Below are 17469 nucleotides of genomic sequence, written 5' to 3' on the forward strand. Positions count from 1 at the left end.
AAGGTACCGCACTCTCTGGCGGTTGAGCCTCAGGGGATATCAACGGGCAGGCAAATAGCGAGAGGGGTCGACAGGCTTGCCGTGCCGCCGGATCTCGAAGTGCAGCTTGACGCGGTCGGCATCCGTACTGCCCATTTCGGCAATTTTCTGCCCCTTGCGCACAGCTTGGTCCTCTTTGACCAGCAAGGTCTGGTTGTGGGCGTATGCCGTCAAAAACGTATTGTTGTGCTTGAGGATCACGAGGTTGCCATACCCTCGCAGGCCGGCTCCGGCGTACACGACACGCCCATCCGCAGCCGCAAGAACAGGGTCTCCTGCCTTGCCCGCAATGTCGTACCCCTTGTTGCGCGCCTCATCAAATCCTGCAATCAGCGCACCGGGGGCAGGCCAGATGAAGGCCATGTCATCTTCGGCCGCCGCAGGCGGCGTTGCCGGGGTGGTGGGGGCGACGGCCACCACCGCGCCAGAGGCCGCCGACGCCGCAGGCTTTGTGGCACTTGCGGGCGTGACAGGGGTGCTTGCAGGAGCCGCTGGAGTCACTGTGGACGATGTCACAGGGCGCGTCACGACCCCGGTGTCCGAGGCCACGGCCTGCGAGGCCGGTGCGGGCGGCGCAACCCGCAGCACCTGCCCGACCTCGATGAGGTTGGCGTTGTCCAGATTGTTCCAGCGCGCAATGTCTTTCCAGCTCTGACCGGTTTCCAAGCCGATGCGAATCAGGGTATCTCCCGGCTTGACCGTGTAGTACCCCGCTTTGCCTGCATTTTCAGCGCCCGGAAGGGGCTTGACAGGGGCACCGACCACCACGCCCGGCTGTGCAGCGGGGTTGGCTGGAGAGGACGAGGATGTGCCCCGATCTTCCACTGGAGCCTTGTTCAGCCGGGTACCACAGCCGGTGAGCACCAGCCCCGCCAGTGCCACGGCAAACCCAACCACAAGACCACGCGATACGAACATAAGCAATTTCCTTTACGCAATCCCCGATTTTAGGGGTACAAAATGGACCGGTTCGAGCACGTTTTGTTTCAATCCGTGCGGTGTTCTGTCGATGACCAGCAACATCTGCTGCCCGCCCGCAAGGGCCATCGGTGCTACCAGACGCCCGCCCACGGCCAGCTGGTCGCACCAGGCCGGGGGCACGGCGTCTCCACCCGCCGCGGCGATGATCGCAGCATAGGGTGCGCCCTGGGCGTATCCCAACATGCCATCCCCCAAAAGCAGATGGACATTGGCCAGCCGAAACGGGCGCAGGTTCTGTCTCGCCTTGTCGTGCAGCCCGCGCAGGCGCTCCACGGTATAGACCTCGCGCGCCAGAAAGCTGAGCACCGCCGCCTGGTAACCGCAGCCGGTACCGATCTCCAGCACCCGGCCCAAACCCCCGGCACGCGCAATCTCTGCTCCCAACAGCAGCTCGCACATGCGGGCAACAACATTGGGTTTGGAAATGGTCTGGCCCAGGCCAATGGGCAAACTGGTGTCTTCATAAGCCTGGTTGACCAGGGCACTGTCTACAAAACGGTGTCGCTCCACCCTGCCCATGGCTTGCAGCACGGCTGGCGACGTGATGCCTCCGGCGGCGAGTTTTTGCACCATGCGGGCGCGCACCGCAGCTGAATCCAGCCCCACCCCCACCGGGGTTGGCGCAGCAGGGCTGCGCACTGCGGGTGCTGGCGGTGCAGTGCGGGCGGGCACAGCACCTGATCCCGGCAAGCGGGCCGGAAACCCGGGGCGGCGCTGCATCAGACTGTGGGGGCGCCAGCCGCCCCAGCCACAAGCCGGGACGCCGTTTGCGCCCAATAGCCCAGGTTGTCATGGTCGGTGAGGTCCACCTTCAGGGGCGTGATGGACACATGGCCCTGCGCCGTGGCATGGAAATCCGTGCCTTCCGCATCGTCTTTGGCCGCCCCGGCGCCACCAATCCAGTACATCGCCTCACCCCGGGGGCTTTCCTGCACGATCACACGCTCGGCCGCGTGGCGACGCCCCAGGCGGCACAGCTTGATCGGCTGCAACGCCGCAAGCGGCATGTTGGGAATGTTCACGTTCAGCAGCCAGGGTGTATCGGTCACCAGGTTTTGGGCGCGCATCTGCGCCACGATCTCCCGTGCCTTGGCCGCTGCAGCCTCGATCTCGCCCCAGCCTTTGTCCACCTGCGAGAAGGCAATGGCCGGAATGCCAAACAGAAAGCCCTCCATGGCCGCGCCCACCGTGCCCGAATAGATGGTGTCGTCGCCCATGTTCGCGCCATTGTTGATGCCCGACACCACCAGATCGGGCCGGTAGCCCAGCAGCCCCGTCAGGGCGATGTGCACACAGTCGGCCGGCGTTCCGTTCACATAACGGAAGCCGTTGTGCGCCTTGTGCACATACAGTGGCGAGTGCAGGGTCAGCGCATTGGACTTGGCGCTGTTGTTGTGCTCGGGTGCGACCACTTCCACCTCCACCCCGTCAAGGGATTTCAGGGCATCGTGCAGCGCCACGATGCCAGGGGCCTGGTAGCCGTCGTCGTTGGATATCAGAATTTTCATGGGTTGCGGTAGAGCTTGCAACGGATTGTAGGTGGGGCCTCCACGTGCCGTGTGCAGCCCATATCCGTCGCTCTTGGGACACGGCGCTGCCTGCAGCCCCGCCTATCATGCAACCCACACTGACAGGAGACTTTTCCCATGCACGCTTGGCTTTGCACCAACCCCACCGGCGTTGACGCCCTGGCCTGGACCGAACTGCCCACGCCCACGCCCAAGGCGGGCGAGGTGCTGATCGAGATCAAGGCGGCCAGCCTGAACTTCCCCGATCTGCTGATCGTGCAGAACAAGTACCAGATGAAACCGCCTCTGCCTTTCGTCCCCGGCTCGGAGTACGCAGGCGTGGTGGCAGCCGTGGGCGAAGGCGTCACCCACCTCAAGGTCGGCCAGAACGTGGCCTGCCTGTCGGGCACCGGTGGTTTTGGCACCCACACCATCGCCCCGGCAGCCCTGTGCATGCCGCTGCCGGATGGCTTTTCGTACGTGGACGCGGCTGCATTCATCATGATCTACGCCACCTCGCACCATGCCCTCGTAGACCGCGCACAGCTCAAGGCGGGCGAGACCGTGCTGGTGCTGGGCGCCGCCGGGGGCGTGGGTACGGCCGCCATCCAGATCGCCAAGGCCATGGGCGCGCGCGTGATCGCCGCTGCGTCCAGCGAGGAAAAATGCGCGCTGTGCACATCCATCGGGGCCGATGCCACCATCAACTACAGCAAGGACAACCTGCGCGAGGCCATCAAGACCCTGACCGACGGCAAGGGCCCCGACGTGATCTATGACCCTGTGGGCGGCGACTTTGCCGAGCCCGCCTTCCGCTCCATTGCATGGCGCGGGCGCTACCTGGTGGTGGGGTTCGCTTCCGGCCCCATCCCGGCCCTGCCCTTCAACCTGGCGCTGCTCAAGGGTGCGTCCATCGTGGGCGTGTTCTGGGGCGACTTTGCCAAGCGCGAGCCCAAGGCCAATGCTGCCATGATGGGCGAGCTGGCGCAGTGGTATGCGCAGGGCAAGATCAAGCCCGTGATCGACTGCACCATGCCCATGGCCGAGCTGCCCGCCGCCTACGCGCACATGGGTTCGCGGGGGGTGATGGGCAAGCTCGTCATGGTGAACTGACCCCCGTCCTGCCAGTCTGTGGATTTGGCAGGACCTCCCCTCGGCAAACCGGCCGCTGTGTCACACTCGCAACTCCTGCCTCCCCCTGACACTGGTGTCCGCACATGGCCGACCGACCACCTTCCGACATCGCGCGCGAGACGCTCAAACAGCTGGCGGCCCGCCGTCTGCCCCCCACGCCCGACAACTATCTGGCGCTGTACGATGAAATCGCCGGAAGCCGCAGCGTGCAGCCGTTTCCGGAAGGCCCGCTCAGCCAGATCCTGCGCGTGCTGCCGGGCCAGACCCCCGCGCAGAAGCGCCTTCTCGGCCAGTTTGAACGTGCCGTCAGCCAGAAAGACTGGACTTCGCTCCAAAGCGTGCTGGTGGGCTATGCCAACCTGGGGCTGAGCCCTGCTGCCGCCGCGGCGGCCCCCGTAGAAACCCCGCCCGACCCCCGCACCAGCCCTGGCGTGCTGCCGGACGAGTTTGCGCAGATGCTGGCCCGCCTGATCGACAACACCCTGCCCGCGCTGGGCGAAGACGACGCCCGCGTGATCGAGATGGCGCAAAAGCTCATCGCGTTTCTGAAGGAGCCTGCGCCGCCCATCTCTACCGTCCAGCTCATGCTGGGCAACTTCACCTACCGGCTGTCATTTGCCACCGAGGAGCAGGCATCCATACGCGCCGGCCTGCTGGAGCTGCTGCACATGGTGTTCGAGAACATCGCCGTGCTCAGCACCGAAGACCGCTGGCTGCAAGGCCAGGCCGAGGCGCTGATGGCCGCCTCCACCCCGCCCCTCACGCTGCGCCGCCTGGACGACGTGCAGCGGCGCCTGAAAGACGTGATCTTCAAGCAGACCGAGGCCAAGGCGCGCACCGTGGAAGCGCAGGAGCAGATGAAGGACATGCTGGCCACCTTCATCGACCGACTGGCCGCCATCACGGCGTCCAGCTCCAGCTACCAGGGCACGATGGCGCGGTGTGCCGACCTGATCGGCAAGGCCAACACGCTGGAAGAAATCGCGCCCGTGCTGCAAGAGGTCATGTCGGCCACCCGCGCGATGGCGCTGGACAGCCGTGTAGCCCACGACGAACTGCAGGACCTGCGCGAGCGCACAGAAGCCAAACGCGCCGAAGTCGCCCGGCTGCAGGAAGAACTCGACCGCGCCAGCGCCCAGGCGCGGCATGACCCGCTGACCGGTTCGCTCAACCGCAAGGGCCTCGATGAAGCCATGGAGCGCGAAATCGCGCGTGCACGCCGCCTGGGCTCGCCCCTGTGCCTGGCCCTGCTCGACGTGGACAACTTCAAGACCATCAACGACCGACTGGGCCACTCGGGCGGAGACGCCGCCCTGGTGCACCTGGCGCAGGTCACGCGCGAAGTGATGCGGCCGCAGGATTTGCTGGCACGGTACGGCGGCGAAGAATTCGTGCTGGTGCTGCCCGACACCCTGGCCGCCAGCGGCGTGACCGCCATGACACGCCTTCAGCGCGAACTCACCACACGGTTCTTCCTGCAAGGCACTGAAAAAGTGCTCATCACCTTCAGCGCCGGCGTGGCCCAGTTGCACGACAACGAAAGCAGCGCCGACGCCATCATCCGCGCCGACAAGGCCATGTACCTTGCCAAGCGCTCGGGCAAGAACCGTGTGATGGCAGCCTGAAGCCGGGGCGCACCGAGGCGCAGGGTGCACGCTTCGGGCCAATTGCTACTAAATTTATAGCTGCTCGCGCTTACCAGTTAAGCGCTGGAGGCCAAAATCATTAAAATTTTCTGCCCTGTAGCCTGATGTAACGCCCTTCTGCGCTACCCCCAAGGCACCGTACGATGCCCACTACTTCTCGCACCCAAGGAAACGCCATGCCCCAAGCCTTCTCGCCCAGCCCGCTCACCTCGCCCCGCCTGGGCCGCAAACTGCTCGCCACTGCCGCCCTGGCCGCCGTGGCAGCGCTCGCGGGCTGCGCCAGCGCCCCCTCGCAGTTCGCCTACACCGTGCCCGCCCAACCCGAGGGTTCATCGGGCTACACCGAAAAACCCGGCTGGGCCACCGAGAAGTTCGCCGTGGCCGCCGCCAACCCGCTGGCCACCGACGCGGGCTACCAGGTCCTCAAGGCCGGTGGCTCAGCCATCGACGCTGCCATCGCCGTGCAGATGGTGCTGACGCTGGTAGAGCCCCAGTCCAGCGGCATCGGCGGCGGCGCCTTCCTGCTGCACAGCACCGGCAAGACCGTAGAGGCCTATGACGGCCGCGAGACCGCCCCCGCCGCTGCCGACGAAAAACTGTTCCTGGGCGCCGATGGGAAACCCGTGCCGTTCTACGACGGTGTGGTGGGCGGCCGATCGGTGGGCGTGCCCGGCACCGTGCGCATGCTGGAGATGGCGCACAAGCAGCACGGCAAGCTACCCTGGGCCAGCCTGTTCCAGCCCGCCATCACCCTGGCCGAAGGCGGCTTCAAGGTCAGCGCACGGCTGAATACTTTGGTGAAGGCCGACGCCCACCTCAAGAAAGACCCCGTCGCCGCCGCCTACTTCTACAAGCCCGATGGCGACGCACGCGACGTGGGCTTCAACCTGCGCAACCCCGAGCTGGCCGCCGTGCTGCGCCGTATCGCCGCCGAAGGCAGCAAGGCCCTGCACGAAGGCGAGATCGCCCAGGCCATCGTCGACAAGGTGCAAAAACACCCCACCAATCCCGGCAAGCTCAGCATGGCCGACCTGGCGGGCTACCAGCCCAAAAAGCGCGAAGCCCTGTGCCACGACTACCAGGTGCAGGCCAAAGACTTCCGCGTGTGCGGCTTCCCGCCGCCCAGCTCAGGCGCCATTGCCATCGGGCAGATCCTGGGCATCCTGAAAAACACCGACGCCGCCGCCAAGCCGCTGCAAGACGGCATCCCGTCGGCCGACTGGCTGCACCTGTACACCGAGGCCGCCCGCCTGGCCTTTGCCGACCGCGCCCTCTACGTGGCCGACCCCGACTTTGTGCAGCCCCCCGGCGGCAGCTGGAGCAGCCTGATCGCCCCCGCCTACCTGGCCGAACGCGCCAAGCTCATCGGCACGCAAAGCATGAAGGTTGCCCAGCCCGGCAACCCGGCCGCCGTGAAGACCGGCTACGCCCCCATGCCCGACCAGCCCGAATACGGCACCAGCCATATCAGCATCGTCGATGCCCACGGCAACGCCGTGGCCATGACCACCACCATCGAAGACGCCTTTGGTGCCCGCCAGATGGTCAAGGGCTTTTTGCTGAACAACGAACTCACCGACTTCAGCTTTGCCCCCAACGACGCGCAAGGCCAGCCCATTGCCAACCGCGTGCAGCCCGGCAAGCGCCCCCGCTCCTCGATGGCGCCCACGCTGGTGTTCGACAAGGCCACGGGCGAATTCCTGATGAGTGGCGGCAGCCCCGGCGGGGCAGCCATCATCCACTACACCGCCAAGACGTTGTACGGCGTCTTCAACTGGGGCCTGATGCCCCAGCAGGCCATCAACCTGCCCAACTTCGGCTCCATGAACGGCCCCACCCTGCTGGAAGAAAAACGATTCCCGCCCGCGACGGTGGAGGCCCTGCGCGCGCGCGGTGCCGAGGTGCGCGAGATGAACATGACGAGCGGCCTGCAGGCCATCACCCTGGGCAACGCGCATGGCAAGAAACTGTGGATGGGTGGGGCCGACCCGCGGCGTGAAGGGGTGGTGATGGGGGATTGATGGAGTGGGCCGGGCAATGGTTCGGCCTCCTTCATCCCCTTCAGACCGTTCACGCTGAGCCCACTTCGGGAAACCCAACCCAAATCAGACCTCCGACCGCTCCCACGCCTACGAACCAAGCGCCCGCCGAGACGGTATCGGTTCCTGCGGGCGCAAGCCAGTGAAATGCTACCGCTACCGCTATCCCCACGCCACGCCACATACCACGCCGACAAGGACTGCGGGCTCGGCCAGAAGCGCGAAGAGGTTTTCGATGGGCTGAGTCTTAACGCCCAAGTTCAGGGGCGCCCGCTTTGCGTTGCCGAAGCGCACACTGGAGGAGGCATCCCCTGCGACGCCCAGTGAGGCGCTGATTGATAACGCTGCGGTGATTGAGGGTCATGACGCTGATTGCTTGTCCACATGGCGGCTATAGGCGAAGAACACTTCATCGCGAACCCAGCCCATGGACTCATAAAGTTGTTGCGCCTGACGGTTGGTTCTTGCTGTTGTGAGATCCATTCGCGCCTTGCCGTCCGACATGGCGCGGTTCTCTGCGGCTTGCAGCAGCATTTTTCCAACTCCACTCCTGCGCGCGATGGGTAAGACGAAGAGGTCGTAGAGCGTGTATATGGGTTGCGCCTCAACCGAACAGAATGTTGGGTAAAGCTGGCAGAAGCCAACCGGCCCAGCCTCTTGGGAGGTGGCGAGCAGAATGACCGACTCGTTCCCATTGATTCGATCGGCGATGAACGCGGTAGCGCGAGGGAGGTCGGCGGGTTGTTCGTAGAACTGACGATAAAGGTCAAACAACTCCGCAACGGAGCTGGTGTCTCGAACTGCGGCTTCCCTGATGGTGATGTTCAACGACCTGTTAGACCGCGTTGCCACGTTATCTCGTCGCCTCATCGACTCTGGCTGCGAGAAGGCTTAGAAACTGGATGTACTGCATGGCTCGCTCGTCCGGCCCTGTGGGGAATCCGTGACCACCGGGATTCCTCAGCGCCATCACCGCTCCCTCGTAAAGGTGCATCATTCCTTCTTGCTCGTCCAAATCCGAAGCCGTAGCAAGCTCGTTGAACTTCAGGATTGGACTGTTCTTCGAGAACACAGTGCGCATTAACGCCACACCGTCTAGGTCAGTCCGCCCAGAACGCTGCTTCACATGCAGCACCAAAGCCTTCCCTGCAGCGAAGAGCGCTTCCCAGGCGTGCCCGCTAGCCACCAGATCCTTCGTCGCCGTGGCAATTACGGGATGAAGCTCTTCGGACGCAGACGGTAGAGAGCCCGCTTCAATACGCCTGCGAAGTTCGATGATCTTCTGCTGCAGGCGCTGAATAAGCTCAGAGAGTACGTGGACCATGTAGTCACGCCCGCGAAGTCTTGCGAGCGCCACTTCGCCGGCGGACATCCCTACGCGTAGCGGCCCTTGGAGCATCTGAACATTACCAAACTCTTCGAACTCAGGAGAGTCGGCACCGAACACCTCCCGGATGGTGTTCCGAAAGGCTGACTCCTGCACGCTCACGCTCACCGCATTTGCCTGGATGTCACTCTTTAGGCTGGGCGCTCCAAGCGCGTCCATCCGATACATGAGCTTCCGGATGCCCTCCGACAAGTCCTCCTCATTCTTCCACTGCGTCGGCACGTGTTCTCCTCCAACAATACTTGCGCGGTCTAACGTAATGTATCCCGCAGAACCTGCGGGATAAAACGAACCATGCGGGTTATTCCTCACCCACCCTCTCTGTAGACCCACGTTCGGGCGTGCAGCGGCGGCATCACCTGTTTGAGGAGCGGCTGCAGCGGGCCGTCAAGAAGGCCGTGGCACAAGCAGGCATATGCAAACCCGTTTCGGTGCACACACTGCGCCACAGCTTTGCCACGCACCTTCTGCAGTCGGGCACCGACATCCGCACCGTGCAAGAGTTGCTCGGCCACAGCGATGTGTCCACCACCATGATCTACACCCATGTCCTGAAGGTGGCGGCTGGTGGCACGGCCAGTCCGCTGGATTCGATGCAGCCCACGAATTGACACGCTGCGTTGGGCACAAACGGAAAAATATTGACCAAATCAGCCTCTAGCGCTTATCCATCAAGCGCTAGCAGCTATCAATAGGTGAGCATTCTCTCGATCACCCCCACCTTGCCAACAGCTTCGGCAAACTCGCCACCAGCATCGCCGCGCCTGACAGCGTGAGCAGCCCCAGCACCACCTGCTTGAACCGCGCCTCGCTGATGCCCAGGTACAGCCGGGTGCCGAGCAGTGACGGCACCAGCATGGCCGGAATCACCAGTGCCAGCAGGGGCAGCGTGGCGCGGGTGATGAGGCCGGTGGAGGCGTAGGTGGCGAAGGTCACCAGCAGCATGGCCAGGTTGAAGTTCTGGATGATGGCGCGCTGCACGTCCTTGTCGAGCCCGCGCAGGGTGCACCACAGCGTGGGCAGCACGCCGGTGAAGCCGCCCAGGCCGCCCATCACACCGCCCGAGAGGCCCACGGCCGCATCCGCCACGCGGCCGCCAGCGGTGATGTGGGGAAGCTGGCGGGCCAGCAGCATGGCCGGGCACCACAGCACCAGCAGCGTGCCCAGCACGAGCTTGAAGGCGTCCATGTCCAGCCGGGGCAGCAAGGCCACACCCAGGGGGATGCCCGCCAAGCCGCCCAGCACAAAAGGGAGCAGGCGGGCTGTGTCAAAGCCGCGCCGCACCGTTGCGGCCGCAACGATCTGCCCGGTGAGTGCGCCGCACACGGCCAGCACGGCGGCAAGGCGGGGCTCCAAAGTCCAGGCCCAGAAGGACATGGCCACCATGCTGAAGCCAAAGCCCGACAGGCCTTGCACAAAGCCCGCGGCCGCCGCGCCCAGCACCACCACCCACCATACGCCGTCCATGCGTCCGCCTGTTCTTTTCGTTGGACCAGTTCGGCTCAGAGGCTGAGAGGGAGTCGGGCGTGCCCGAAAGGGTGCGCCAAAGCGCCGCCAGCAAGGCGCAAAGCACAGCCGTAACTCGGGCTATGGCGCGCATTTGCAACGCCGCGGGCGGTGGTTTGGGGCGTCAAGGCGGGCATGACCGATTTCCTCTCAGCCTCTCAGTACAGCGAGGCCTGCTGGCGTGCTGGCAGTTCGCGGTCGTAGGTTTCGCCGTCAAAACTGCCGTGCGTGATGGACGCGAGCAGCGCGCCGGGCGTGGGCACGGGCCGGGGCGTGCCAGGCGGAACGGAGTCCCACAAGCCGGACCGCTGGATGGCGCGCGCGCACTGGAAGTACACCGATTCGGCTTTGATGACCAGCACGCATTGGGGCGGCTTACCGTTGACCACAAAGCGCGCCCGCAGATCGGGCGCCACACTGATGTGCGCGCGGCCGTTCACCCGCAGGGTTTCGCCCACGCCGGGTATGAGGAAGAGCAGCGCCACACGCGGGTCGGTGAGGATGTTGCGCAGGCTGTCGGCGCGGTGGTTACCGCGGCGTTCGGGCAGCAGCAGGGTTTGGTCGTCGTCCAGCACCTGCACAAAGCCAGCCGGGTCGCCGCGCGGTGATGCGTCCAGCCCGCCGGGGCCCTGGGTGGCCAGCACGGCAAAGGGGGATGCCTCGATCATGGCGCGGTAGCCGGGGTGCACGCGGGGCAGCTCCTTGGCGACTGCGGCTTCGCTGGGCGTGCCCAGCAGGGATTCGAGCTGCCTAAGGGTGTGGATGGTGTGTTCGCTGTCCGCAGACAGAGCGGTGGGGTTCAGGGGCGCGGGTGCAGTCATGCCCTGCATCGTGCCGTGCCATGGGCGGGCTGGCAAGCTGCGCAGCGGGTACTGTTAAAAATCAACACTACTGTCCGGTAAATCTCCCGGCAAATTAGCTCAGACATAGGCCGGGCGCGGGTTCCCAGAGGATTCTCGATTCCGGCGATTTGAAACGCGATCCACGCCCGTGGCGTACCGTGGCCTCATTTTTGGGGTCTACACCATGAACACTGGGCGCACGGTTTTCGCACAACTGCTGGGGGTCGTGCCGTTTAGCCACTTTGAACACCTTGTTGACAAATACCAAGCCAACCGATGGACGCGCGACTTCACCGCATGGAGTCACTTCATCTGCATGGCCTACGCGCAGCTCACCCGCAGAGAGGGTTTGCGTGACCTGATCGCGTGCTTGAATTCTCAGAGCAGCAAGCTCTATCACCTGGGCCTGCGCCAGCGGGTGTCACGCTCCACCTTGGCCGATGCCAACGAGCGGCGCGACTCGGCATTGTTTGAAGCACTGGGGCATCGTCTGACAGAGATGGCGCTGGCTTTGTACCAAGACCATGACATTGGGTTGGGCCTTAAGGAGCCGTTGTATGCCATGGACTCCACCACCATTGATTTGTGCCTGAGCCTGTTTCCTTGGGCTGACTTTCGATCTACTAAAGCAGGCATCAAAGCCCACACCGTAATCGACTTGCGTGGCGCGATTCCGGTCATGCTTACCATCACCACGGGCAAGGTCAGTGATGTGAGCCTGCTGGACAATTTGGCTCTGCCAAAGGGCTCCATCGTAGTGCTGGATCGGGGCTATGTGGACTTTGCCCGGCTGTACCTGCTGGTGCAGCAGGAATGCAGTTTTGTGGTGCGCGCCAAAGGCAACTTGAGTTTTCATTGCACTGAAGCGCACCCCACCGACGCCAAGGCAGGAGTCTGGTCAGACCAGACGATTGTGCTGACCGGGGAGCGCTCCAAGAAGGGCTACCCACAGCCTTTGCGTCGGGTACGCTTTTATGACGCCGTGAGCTGCCTGGAGTTGGTGTTTCTGAGCAATCGCCTGGACTTATCGGCCCTGACCATCGCCACGATCTACAAGCAGCGTTGGCAGGTTGAGTTGTTCTTCAAGTGGCTCAAGCAGAACTTGAACGTCAAACACTTCTTCGGCAACTCACTGAACGCGGTGCGCTCGCAAATCTGGATTGCGGTATGTACCTATCTCATGGCCTTGATCGCCCACAAGCCGTTTCATGCGCGGATTTCATTGCGCAACTTCCTGCATCTGGCGGAGGTCAACATGTTCGAGAAGGTCACCCTGGCACAGATGGTGACCAACGCACTCACCGGAGATGAGATTGAGCAAGGACAGCATCAGACGGAGCTATTCTGATGCATCAAGGAAATTTACCGGACAGTAGTGAAAAATCAAGCCAAAATGGCCGCTAGCGCTTATCCAGCAAGCGCTGGCAGCTATCATTTTTGCAAGTTCATCACAGGTCGATAGCCGCCGCCGAGCCCGCCTGCTTGCGCAGCTCGAACTTCTGGATCTTGCCGGTGCTGGTCTTGGGCAGCTCGCCAAACACCACGGCGCGTGGCACCTTGAAGCCCGCGAGGTGCTTCTTGCAGTGGGCCACGATGTCTTCGGGTGTGGTCTGCGCACCGGCCTTCAGCTCCACAAACGCGCAGGGTGTCTCGCCCCACTTGGCATCGGGCTTGGCCACCACGGCGGCGGCCAGCACGTCGGGGTGGCGGTAGAGCACGTCTTCCACCTCGATGGACGAGATGTTTTCGCCGCCCGAGATGATGATGTCCTTGCTGCGGTCCTTGATCTTGATGTAGCCGTCGGGGTACTGCACGGCCAGGTCGCCGCTGTGGAACCAGCCGCCCGCAAAGGCCTCGTCGGTGGCCTTGGGGTTCTTGAGGTAGCCCTTCATGGCGATGTTGCCCTTGAACATAATCTCGCCCATGGTTTCGCCGTCCTGCGGCACCGGCAGCATGGTCTCGGGGTCGAGCACGCGCACGTCGCGCTCCAGGTGGTAGCGCACGCCCTGGCGGGCGTTGAGGCGGGCGCGCTCGCCGATGTCCAGGCCGTCCCAGGCCTCGTGCTTGGCGCACACCGTGGCCGGGCCGTACACCTCGGTCAGGCCGTACACGTGGGTCAGGTCAAACCCCATCTTTTCCATGCCCTCGATCATCGAGGCCGGCGGCGCGGCGCCCGCCACCATGGCCTTGACGCCTGCGGGGATGCCCGCCTTCATCGCATCGGGCGCGTTGACCAGCAGGCCGTGCACGATGGGCGCGCCGCAGTAGTGCGTGACGCCGTGGTTGCGGATGGCGTCGAAGATAGCTTGTGCGTCCACGCGGCGCAGGCACACGTTGACGCCAGCACGCGCTGCGATGGTCCAGGGAAAGCACCAGCCGTTGCAATGGAACATGGGCAGCGTCCACAAGTACACCGCGTGTTTGGGCATGTCCCACTCCAGCACGTTGCTGATGGCGTTGGTGGCGGCGCCCCGGTGGTGGTAGACCACGCCCTTGGGGTTGCCGGTGGTGCCGCTGGTGTAGTTGAGCGCTATCGCATCCCACTCGTCGGCGGGCAGGCTCCAGGCAAAGGCGGCGTCGCCGCTGGCCACAAAGGCGTCGTAGTCGGTGCCGCCCAGGCTTTGCACGGCGGGGCCGTAGAGCGCGTCCTGCACCTCGATCACGCGCAGGGGCGTGGGGGCGGTGCGCAGGGCCAGCGCCTTGGCCAGGGTGCCGGTGAACTCCGGGTCCACGATCACGGCCTTGGCCTCGCCGTGATCCAGCATGAAGGCGATGGCCTCGGGGTCGAGCCGGGTGTTGAGGGTGTTGAGCACGGCGCCCGCCATGGGCACGCCAAAGTGCGCCTCCACCATGGGGGGTGTGTTGGGCAGCATCACGGCCACGGTGTCGTTCTTGCCGATGCCTGCCTTGGTCAGCGCGCTGGCCAGCTGGCGGCAGCGGGCGTAGGTCTGGGCCCAGGTCTGGCGCAGCTCGCCGTGCACGATGGCCAGACGGTCGGGGTAGACCTCGGCCGTGCGTTCGATGAACGACAGGGGCGACAGGGCGGCAAAGTTGGCTTCGTTGCGGGGCAGGTGCTGGTCAAAGATGGAGGTCATGGGTCAGTGCAAGAAGATCAGGCAATAAGGTGAACAAGCGACAGCCTAGCGCCACTGGCTGACATGGAGGCAACACCGGCCAACCTGTGTGAAACCGCAGCGCCAATGGGGGCAGCTCATGCCTTGTCCTGCCGGCGGCTTTGCTTGATGCGGTACATGGCCGCGTCTGCGCTGGTCATCAGTGTGCGCGCATCCTGCGCGTCGCGCGGGAACAGGCTCAGGCCGATGCTGGCGCGCACGGGCAGGGGCCGGCCCTCAATGTCCAGCGGCAGCATGAACGCGTGCTGCAGCTTGGTCACGATCTGCAGCGCTGCTTGTTCGGAGTCCACGTTTTCGCAGAGCACCGTGAACTCGTCCCCGGCCAGCCGGGCCACGGTGTCCACCTGCCGCACGGCACCCGTGATGGTGCGGGCCACGGCCTGCAGCACCAGGTCGCCCACGGCATGACCGCGCGTGTCGTTGATGGCCTTGAAGTCGTCCAGATCCACAAACAGCAGGGCACAGCTGCGGCCGCTGCGGCGCGACAGCTCCAGCACCTGGGCCAGGCGCTGCTCGAACATGCGGCGGTTGGGCAGGCCGGTGAGCGCGTCGTGGTGCGCCAGGTGGGCCATGGCGTCGCGGCTGGGTTCCTCGTCGTTTCGTGTGGAATTTGACAGCGAGAATCCATCGTAGTGGAGCCCGGTGGGGCTTGTGGGCAACTCGGCAATCCGAGTTGTCCACAAATCCACCGGGCGGTGCTTTTTGCTGAGGAGGATTGCAAGATGGGTGTTGGCATTGAGGCGCTGTTCACCAGCGCACTGGGTTTGCAGGAGCCGTGGAGCGTTGAGAAAGTGGAACTGGACACCGCACGTCGGCGCATCGACTTCGAGCTCACCTGCAAGGCCAATCGCCTGACGTGCCCCCATTGCCAGGCTGCAGGGCAAGGCGTGCATGACCGGCTCAAGCGCCAATGGCGGCACCTGGACTTCTTTCAGTACGAGGCCTGGCTGCACGCCCAGGTACCGCGCATTGCCTGCACGGCCTGCGGCAAGACGACGCAGATGGAGGTGCCCTGGGCACGCGAAGGCAGCGGCTTTACTGCCTTGTTTGAAGCTCTGGCCTTGTCTCTGTGCCAGACGCTGCCGGTGCGCCAGGCGGCTGCACTGCTGCGCTGTGCGGACAAGGCGCTGTGGCGGCGTATCGAGTACTACGTCAATCAGGCCCGCGCCCTGGACGACATGAGCACGGTGCGCACGGTGGGGATCGACGAGACCAGCCTGCGCAAGGGACAGAACTACATCACCGTGGTGCACGACCTCGATGCCAAGCGACTGTTGTTTGCTTGCGAGGGGCGTGATCACCAAAGCGTGGTGGACTTCGCTGCCGACCTCAAGGCACACGCAGGCGATCCAGCCCAGATCGAACATGTCTGCCAGGACATGAGTGCGGCCTACGCCAAGGGCGTAGCACTGGCCTTGCCCAATGCCCAGATCAGTTACGACCGCTTCCATGTGATTGCCATGGCCAACGAGGCGATGGATGGGGTGCGGCGCCAAGAGATGAGCACCCAGCCCCAGGCGATCAAGGAGGCCTTGGGCGACAACGACCGCAAGCTGCTCAAGAGTTTGGCCTGGGGTATGCGCCGCAATCCCGGGGACTGGAGCGCCAGGCAAACCAGCGCGATGCACTGGCTTCAGCGCTGCACGCTCAAGAGTGCGCGGGCGTGGCGCCTGAAGATGGCACTGCGCGCGGTCTACGCCAGTGCAGCGGCGGGCAACGACAGGGAGCATGCCAGCAAGGAATTGAAGGGCTGGCTGAGCTGGGCGCGGCGCAGCCGCCTGGAGCCGTTCCGCAAACTGGCCAAGACCTTGAGCGAACGATTCGACGCGGTCGTGCGCGGGATGCTGGACAGTCGCAGCAACGCCTATGTGGAGGCCATGAACGGCTTGCTGCAGCAGGCCAAGCGAGCTGCCAGGGGCTTCAGAACCGCCAGCCACTTCATTGCCATCGCGTATTTGCGCATGTCCAGGCTCGAGCATTTGCCGCTCAATCCGCTGCAACCAGCATTGCCGCAGGCTGATGGATGGGTGCATCGGTGTCTTTGAGGTTGTCAAGTTCCACACAAAACGGCATAGAGCCCGCGGCTGGCGTTCAGCTCGGTCATCTGGCGGTGGATCTGCTGCTCCATGTCCTGAAAGCTGCGCGCCAGCTCGCCCACCTCGTCGTCCCGGTGCACGGGCAGCGTGGCGTGCGCGCGCCCCAGCGTGACCGCCTGCGTGGCCTGCACGATGGCCTTGAGGGGCTGCGTGACTGCGCGCGACACCAGCGCTGCCAGCACCACGCCCACCGCACTGAGCACCAGCAGGATCTTGAGGATGCTGTTGCCCAGGCTCACCACCTCGCCCTGCACCGCAGCCAGCGGCTGCGAGAGGCCCACCACCATGAACCGCCCTTCACCTTCACGCCCATACGGCATGCGCACAAAGGAGTAGACGCGGGCTTCCTCGTCATCAGTGCCCGGCTGGCTGAGCACCACTTCCTGCTGGCGGCCATCGATCAGCGCAGCCACGGGCGCAAAGCTTTCCTGGATCAGGATGCGCTGCCCCCGATCAAAGCCAAAGGACTGGTCCGCATCGGGATGCACCAGAAAATCACCCCACCGGTTGCTGAGATAGAAACCGTAGGGCACCGGCAGTGCGGTGTTGAAATCGCGCAAAAACGGCTGCGCCGCCACCCGCAGCACCACCACGCCCCGCACCTGCCCGCCCCGCACCACCGGCGAGGCCATGCTGAACACGGGGATGGGCTCTGCGTCGGCTGCGCCTTCGTGGTTGATGCCGAACTCCGAGACATAGACCTCGCCCGGCGCGAGCGCCAGGGTTTCAAACACAAAGGGGAAATGCGCTTTCTCCTGCAGTTCGTCCTCGCTGGCGCGGATCCACGCGTCGCCCTTGCGGTCAATGCGCACCTGCTCCAGCCCAAAGTCCTGCACGCCAATGAAGCGGATCTGCAGATAGCTGGGATGGGTGACCAGGCTGGCCTTGAACACGTCTGCCAGCGCCGACTTGTCCTGCTCGCTGGCCGCCACGCTGGCCAGAAACGCGGTATCCCGCGCCACGGTGCCAAAGCCGGCCTGCATGTGGCGCGCCAGCACGTGTGTGGTGGCCAGCAGCGCCTGCTCGGCCCGCCCCTGCAGCCGCTCGCGGCTGGAGTCGAAGGTGTAGTAGCCCGCAAGAATGGCCGCAAACACGCTGAACGATGCCAGCAACAGCCCCAGCCGCAGCGCAATGCCCCATTTCACGCGGGTTTTCAT

Annotated in this window: 15 protein-coding genes and 1 pseudogene; 6 read left to right on the forward strand and 10 right to left on the reverse strand. The window is 64.3% G+C overall.

Translation table 11 applies throughout. From position 1 onward, the window contains the following. Positions 1-39: 39 nt before the first annotated feature. From AAFF19_RS15955 to surE, 3 genes are read right to left on the reverse strand one after another with little or no spacing between them, the layout of a single operon-like run. The gene (locus AAFF19_RS15955) at positions 40-957 is read right to left on the reverse strand and encodes a peptidoglycan DD-metalloendopeptidase family protein (protein ID WP_008905958.1); all 918 of its coding nucleotides are present in this window, start codon (positions 955-957) and stop codon (positions 40-42) included. A 12-nt stretch (positions 958-969) separates the two neighbouring features. After that, on the reverse strand, positions 970-1740 hold the full coding sequence (locus tag AAFF19_RS15960; protein WP_008905959.1) for a protein-L-isoaspartate(D-aspartate) O-methyltransferase: 771 nt from the start codon (positions 1738-1740) through the stop codon (positions 970-972). Beyond that, positions 1740-2528 (reverse strand): 5'/3'-nucleotidase SurE, encoded by a 789-nt coding sequence (gene surE, locus AAFF19_RS15965; RefSeq protein WP_342720537.1) that lies wholly within the window; start codon positions 2526-2528, stop codon positions 1740-1742. The genes AAFF19_RS15960 and surE overlap by 1 nt, the downstream gene beginning before the upstream one ends. 138 nt (positions 2529-2666) lie before the next feature. On the opposite strand from surE, the gene AAFF19_RS15970 reads away from it, so the two are divergent. The 3 genes from AAFF19_RS15970 to AAFF19_RS15980 all read left to right on the forward strand — a co-directional run bounded on the left by AAFF19_RS15970 (position 2667) and on the right by AAFF19_RS15980 (position 7329). Continuing rightward, on the forward strand, positions 2667-3641 hold the full coding sequence (locus tag AAFF19_RS15970; protein ID WP_342720538.1) for an NADPH:quinone oxidoreductase family protein: 975 nt from the start codon (positions 2667-2669) through the stop codon (positions 3639-3641). Between the two features lie 104 nt (positions 3642-3745). Continuing rightward, entirely contained in the window at positions 3746-5287 is a 1542-nt protein-coding gene (locus AAFF19_RS15975) for a GGDEF domain-containing protein (RefSeq protein WP_008905962.1), read from the forward strand. Between the two features lie 197 nt (positions 5288-5484). After that, positions 5485-7329 (forward strand): gamma-glutamyltransferase family protein, encoded by a 1845-nt coding sequence (locus AAFF19_RS15980; RefSeq protein WP_342720539.1) that lies wholly within the window; start codon positions 5485-5487, stop codon positions 7327-7329. A 378-nt stretch (positions 7330-7707) separates the two neighbouring features. Here the strand turns inward: AAFF19_RS15980 and AAFF19_RS15985 are convergent, their stop codons facing one another. Together AAFF19_RS15985 and AAFF19_RS15990 are read right to left on the reverse strand one after the other, a co-directional pair. After that, entirely contained in the window at positions 7708-8175 is a 468-nt protein-coding gene (locus tag AAFF19_RS15985) for a GNAT family N-acetyltransferase (protein ID WP_342720540.1), read from the reverse strand. 25 nt (positions 8176-8200) lie between these two features. Next, a complete protein-coding gene (locus tag AAFF19_RS15990) occupies positions 8201-8956 on the reverse strand; it encodes a TIGR02391 family protein (protein WP_342720541.1) in 756 nt (251 codons plus the stop codon). Positions 8957-9048: 92 nt separating this feature from the next. Between AAFF19_RS15990 and AAFF19_RS15995 the strand changes: the two are divergent. Further along, a pseudogene (locus tag AAFF19_RS15995) lies at positions 9049-9345 on the forward strand (tyrosine-type recombinase/integrase); the annotation flags it as partial. A 100-nt stretch (positions 9346-9445) separates the two neighbouring features. Here AAFF19_RS15995 and AAFF19_RS16000 read toward each other — a convergent pair. Then, positions 9446-10201: a sulfite exporter TauE/SafE family protein gene (locus AAFF19_RS16000; protein ID WP_342720542.1), complete on the reverse strand. Its 756-nt coding sequence runs from the start codon at positions 10199-10201 to the stop codon at positions 9446-9448. 197 nt (positions 10202-10398) lie between these two features. Next, positions 10399-11070, reverse strand: coding sequence for a pyridoxamine 5'-phosphate oxidase family protein (locus AAFF19_RS16005; protein WP_342720543.1), 672 nt, complete (start codon positions 11068-11070; stop codon positions 10399-10401). 196 nt (positions 11071-11266) lie between these two features. On the opposite strand from AAFF19_RS16005, the gene AAFF19_RS16010 reads away from it, so the two are divergent. Beyond that, positions 11267-12430 (forward strand): IS4 family transposase, encoded by a 1164-nt coding sequence (locus AAFF19_RS16010; RefSeq protein WP_034694848.1) that lies wholly within the window; start codon positions 11267-11269, stop codon positions 12428-12430. A gap of 100 nt (positions 12431-12530) precedes the next feature. Here AAFF19_RS16010 and AAFF19_RS16015 read toward each other — a convergent pair whose 3' ends face one another. Continuing rightward, positions 12531-14177 carry an acyl-CoA synthetase gene (locus AAFF19_RS16015; protein ID WP_342720544.1) on the reverse strand — a complete coding sequence of 549 codons (1647 nt, stop codon included), beginning with the start codon at positions 14175-14177 and terminating at the stop codon, positions 12531-12533. Positions 14178-14293: 116 nt separating this feature from the next. Further along, positions 14294-14875 (reverse strand): GGDEF domain-containing protein, encoded by a 582-nt coding sequence (locus tag AAFF19_RS16020; RefSeq protein WP_342720545.1) that lies wholly within the window; start codon positions 14873-14875, stop codon positions 14294-14296. A 63-nt stretch (positions 14876-14938) separates the two neighbouring features. Here AAFF19_RS16020 and AAFF19_RS16025 point away from each other — a divergent pair, with 63 nt between their 5' ends. Next, the gene (locus tag AAFF19_RS16025; protein ID WP_342720309.1) at positions 14939-16261 is read left to right on the forward strand and encodes an ISL3 family transposase; all 1323 of its coding nucleotides are present in this window, start codon (positions 14939-14941) and stop codon (positions 16259-16261) included. Positions 16262-16266: 5 nt separating this feature from the next. Here the strand turns inward: AAFF19_RS16025 and AAFF19_RS16030 are convergent, their stop codons facing one another. Then, positions 16267-17469 carry a HAMP domain-containing protein gene (locus tag AAFF19_RS16030; RefSeq protein ID WP_342720546.1) on the reverse strand — a complete coding sequence of 401 codons (1203 nt, stop codon included), beginning with the start codon at positions 17467-17469 and terminating at the stop codon, positions 16267-16269.

The sequence above is a fragment of the Acidovorax sp. FHTAMBA genome, from assembly GCF_038958875.1.
Lineage (GTDB): Bacteria > Pseudomonadota > Gammaproteobacteria > Burkholderiales > Burkholderiaceae_C > Acidovorax.

Coding starts and splice junctions, on each gene's coding strand:
- AAFF19_RS15955 (WP_008905958.1), bottom strand. CDS start 957: ATGTTCGTATCGCGTGGTCTTGTGGTTGGGTTTGCCGTGGCACTGGCG.
- AAFF19_RS15960 (WP_008905959.1), bottom strand. CDS start 1,740: ATGCAGCGCCGCCCCGGGTTTCCGGCCCGCTTGCCGGGATCAGGTGCT.
- surE (WP_342720537.1), bottom strand. CDS start 2,528: ATGAAAATTCTGATATCCAACGACGACGGCTACCAGGCCCCTGGCATC.
- AAFF19_RS15970 (WP_342720538.1), top strand. CDS start 2,667: ATGCACGCTTGGCTTTGCACCAACCCCACCGGCGTTGACGCCCTGGCC.
- AAFF19_RS15975 (WP_008905962.1), top strand. CDS start 3,746: ATGGCCGACCGACCACCTTCCGACATCGCGCGCGAGACGCTCAAACAG.
- AAFF19_RS15980 (WP_342720539.1), top strand. CDS start 5,485: ATGCCCCAAGCCTTCTCGCCCAGCCCGCTCACCTCGCCCCGCCTGGGC.
- AAFF19_RS16000 (WP_342720542.1), bottom strand. CDS start 10,201: ATGGACGGCGTATGGTGGGTGGTGGTGCTGGGCGCGGCGGCCGCGGGC.
- AAFF19_RS16005 (WP_342720543.1), bottom strand. CDS start 11,070: ATGCAGGGCATGACTGCACCCGCGCCCCTGAACCCCACCGCTCTGTCT.
- AAFF19_RS16010 (WP_034694848.1), top strand. CDS start 11,267: ATGAACACTGGGCGCACGGTTTTCGCACAACTGCTGGGGGTCGTGCCG.
- AAFF19_RS16015 (WP_342720544.1), bottom strand. CDS start 14,177: ATGACCTCCATCTTTGACCAGCACCTGCCCCGCAACGAAGCCAACTTT.
- AAFF19_RS16025 (WP_342720309.1), top strand. CDS start 14,939: ATGGGTGTTGGCATTGAGGCGCTGTTCACCAGCGCACTGGGTTTGCAG.
- AAFF19_RS16030 (WP_342720546.1), bottom strand. CDS start 17,469: ATGAAAACCCGCGTGAAATGGGGCATTGCGCTGCGGCTGGGGCTGTTG.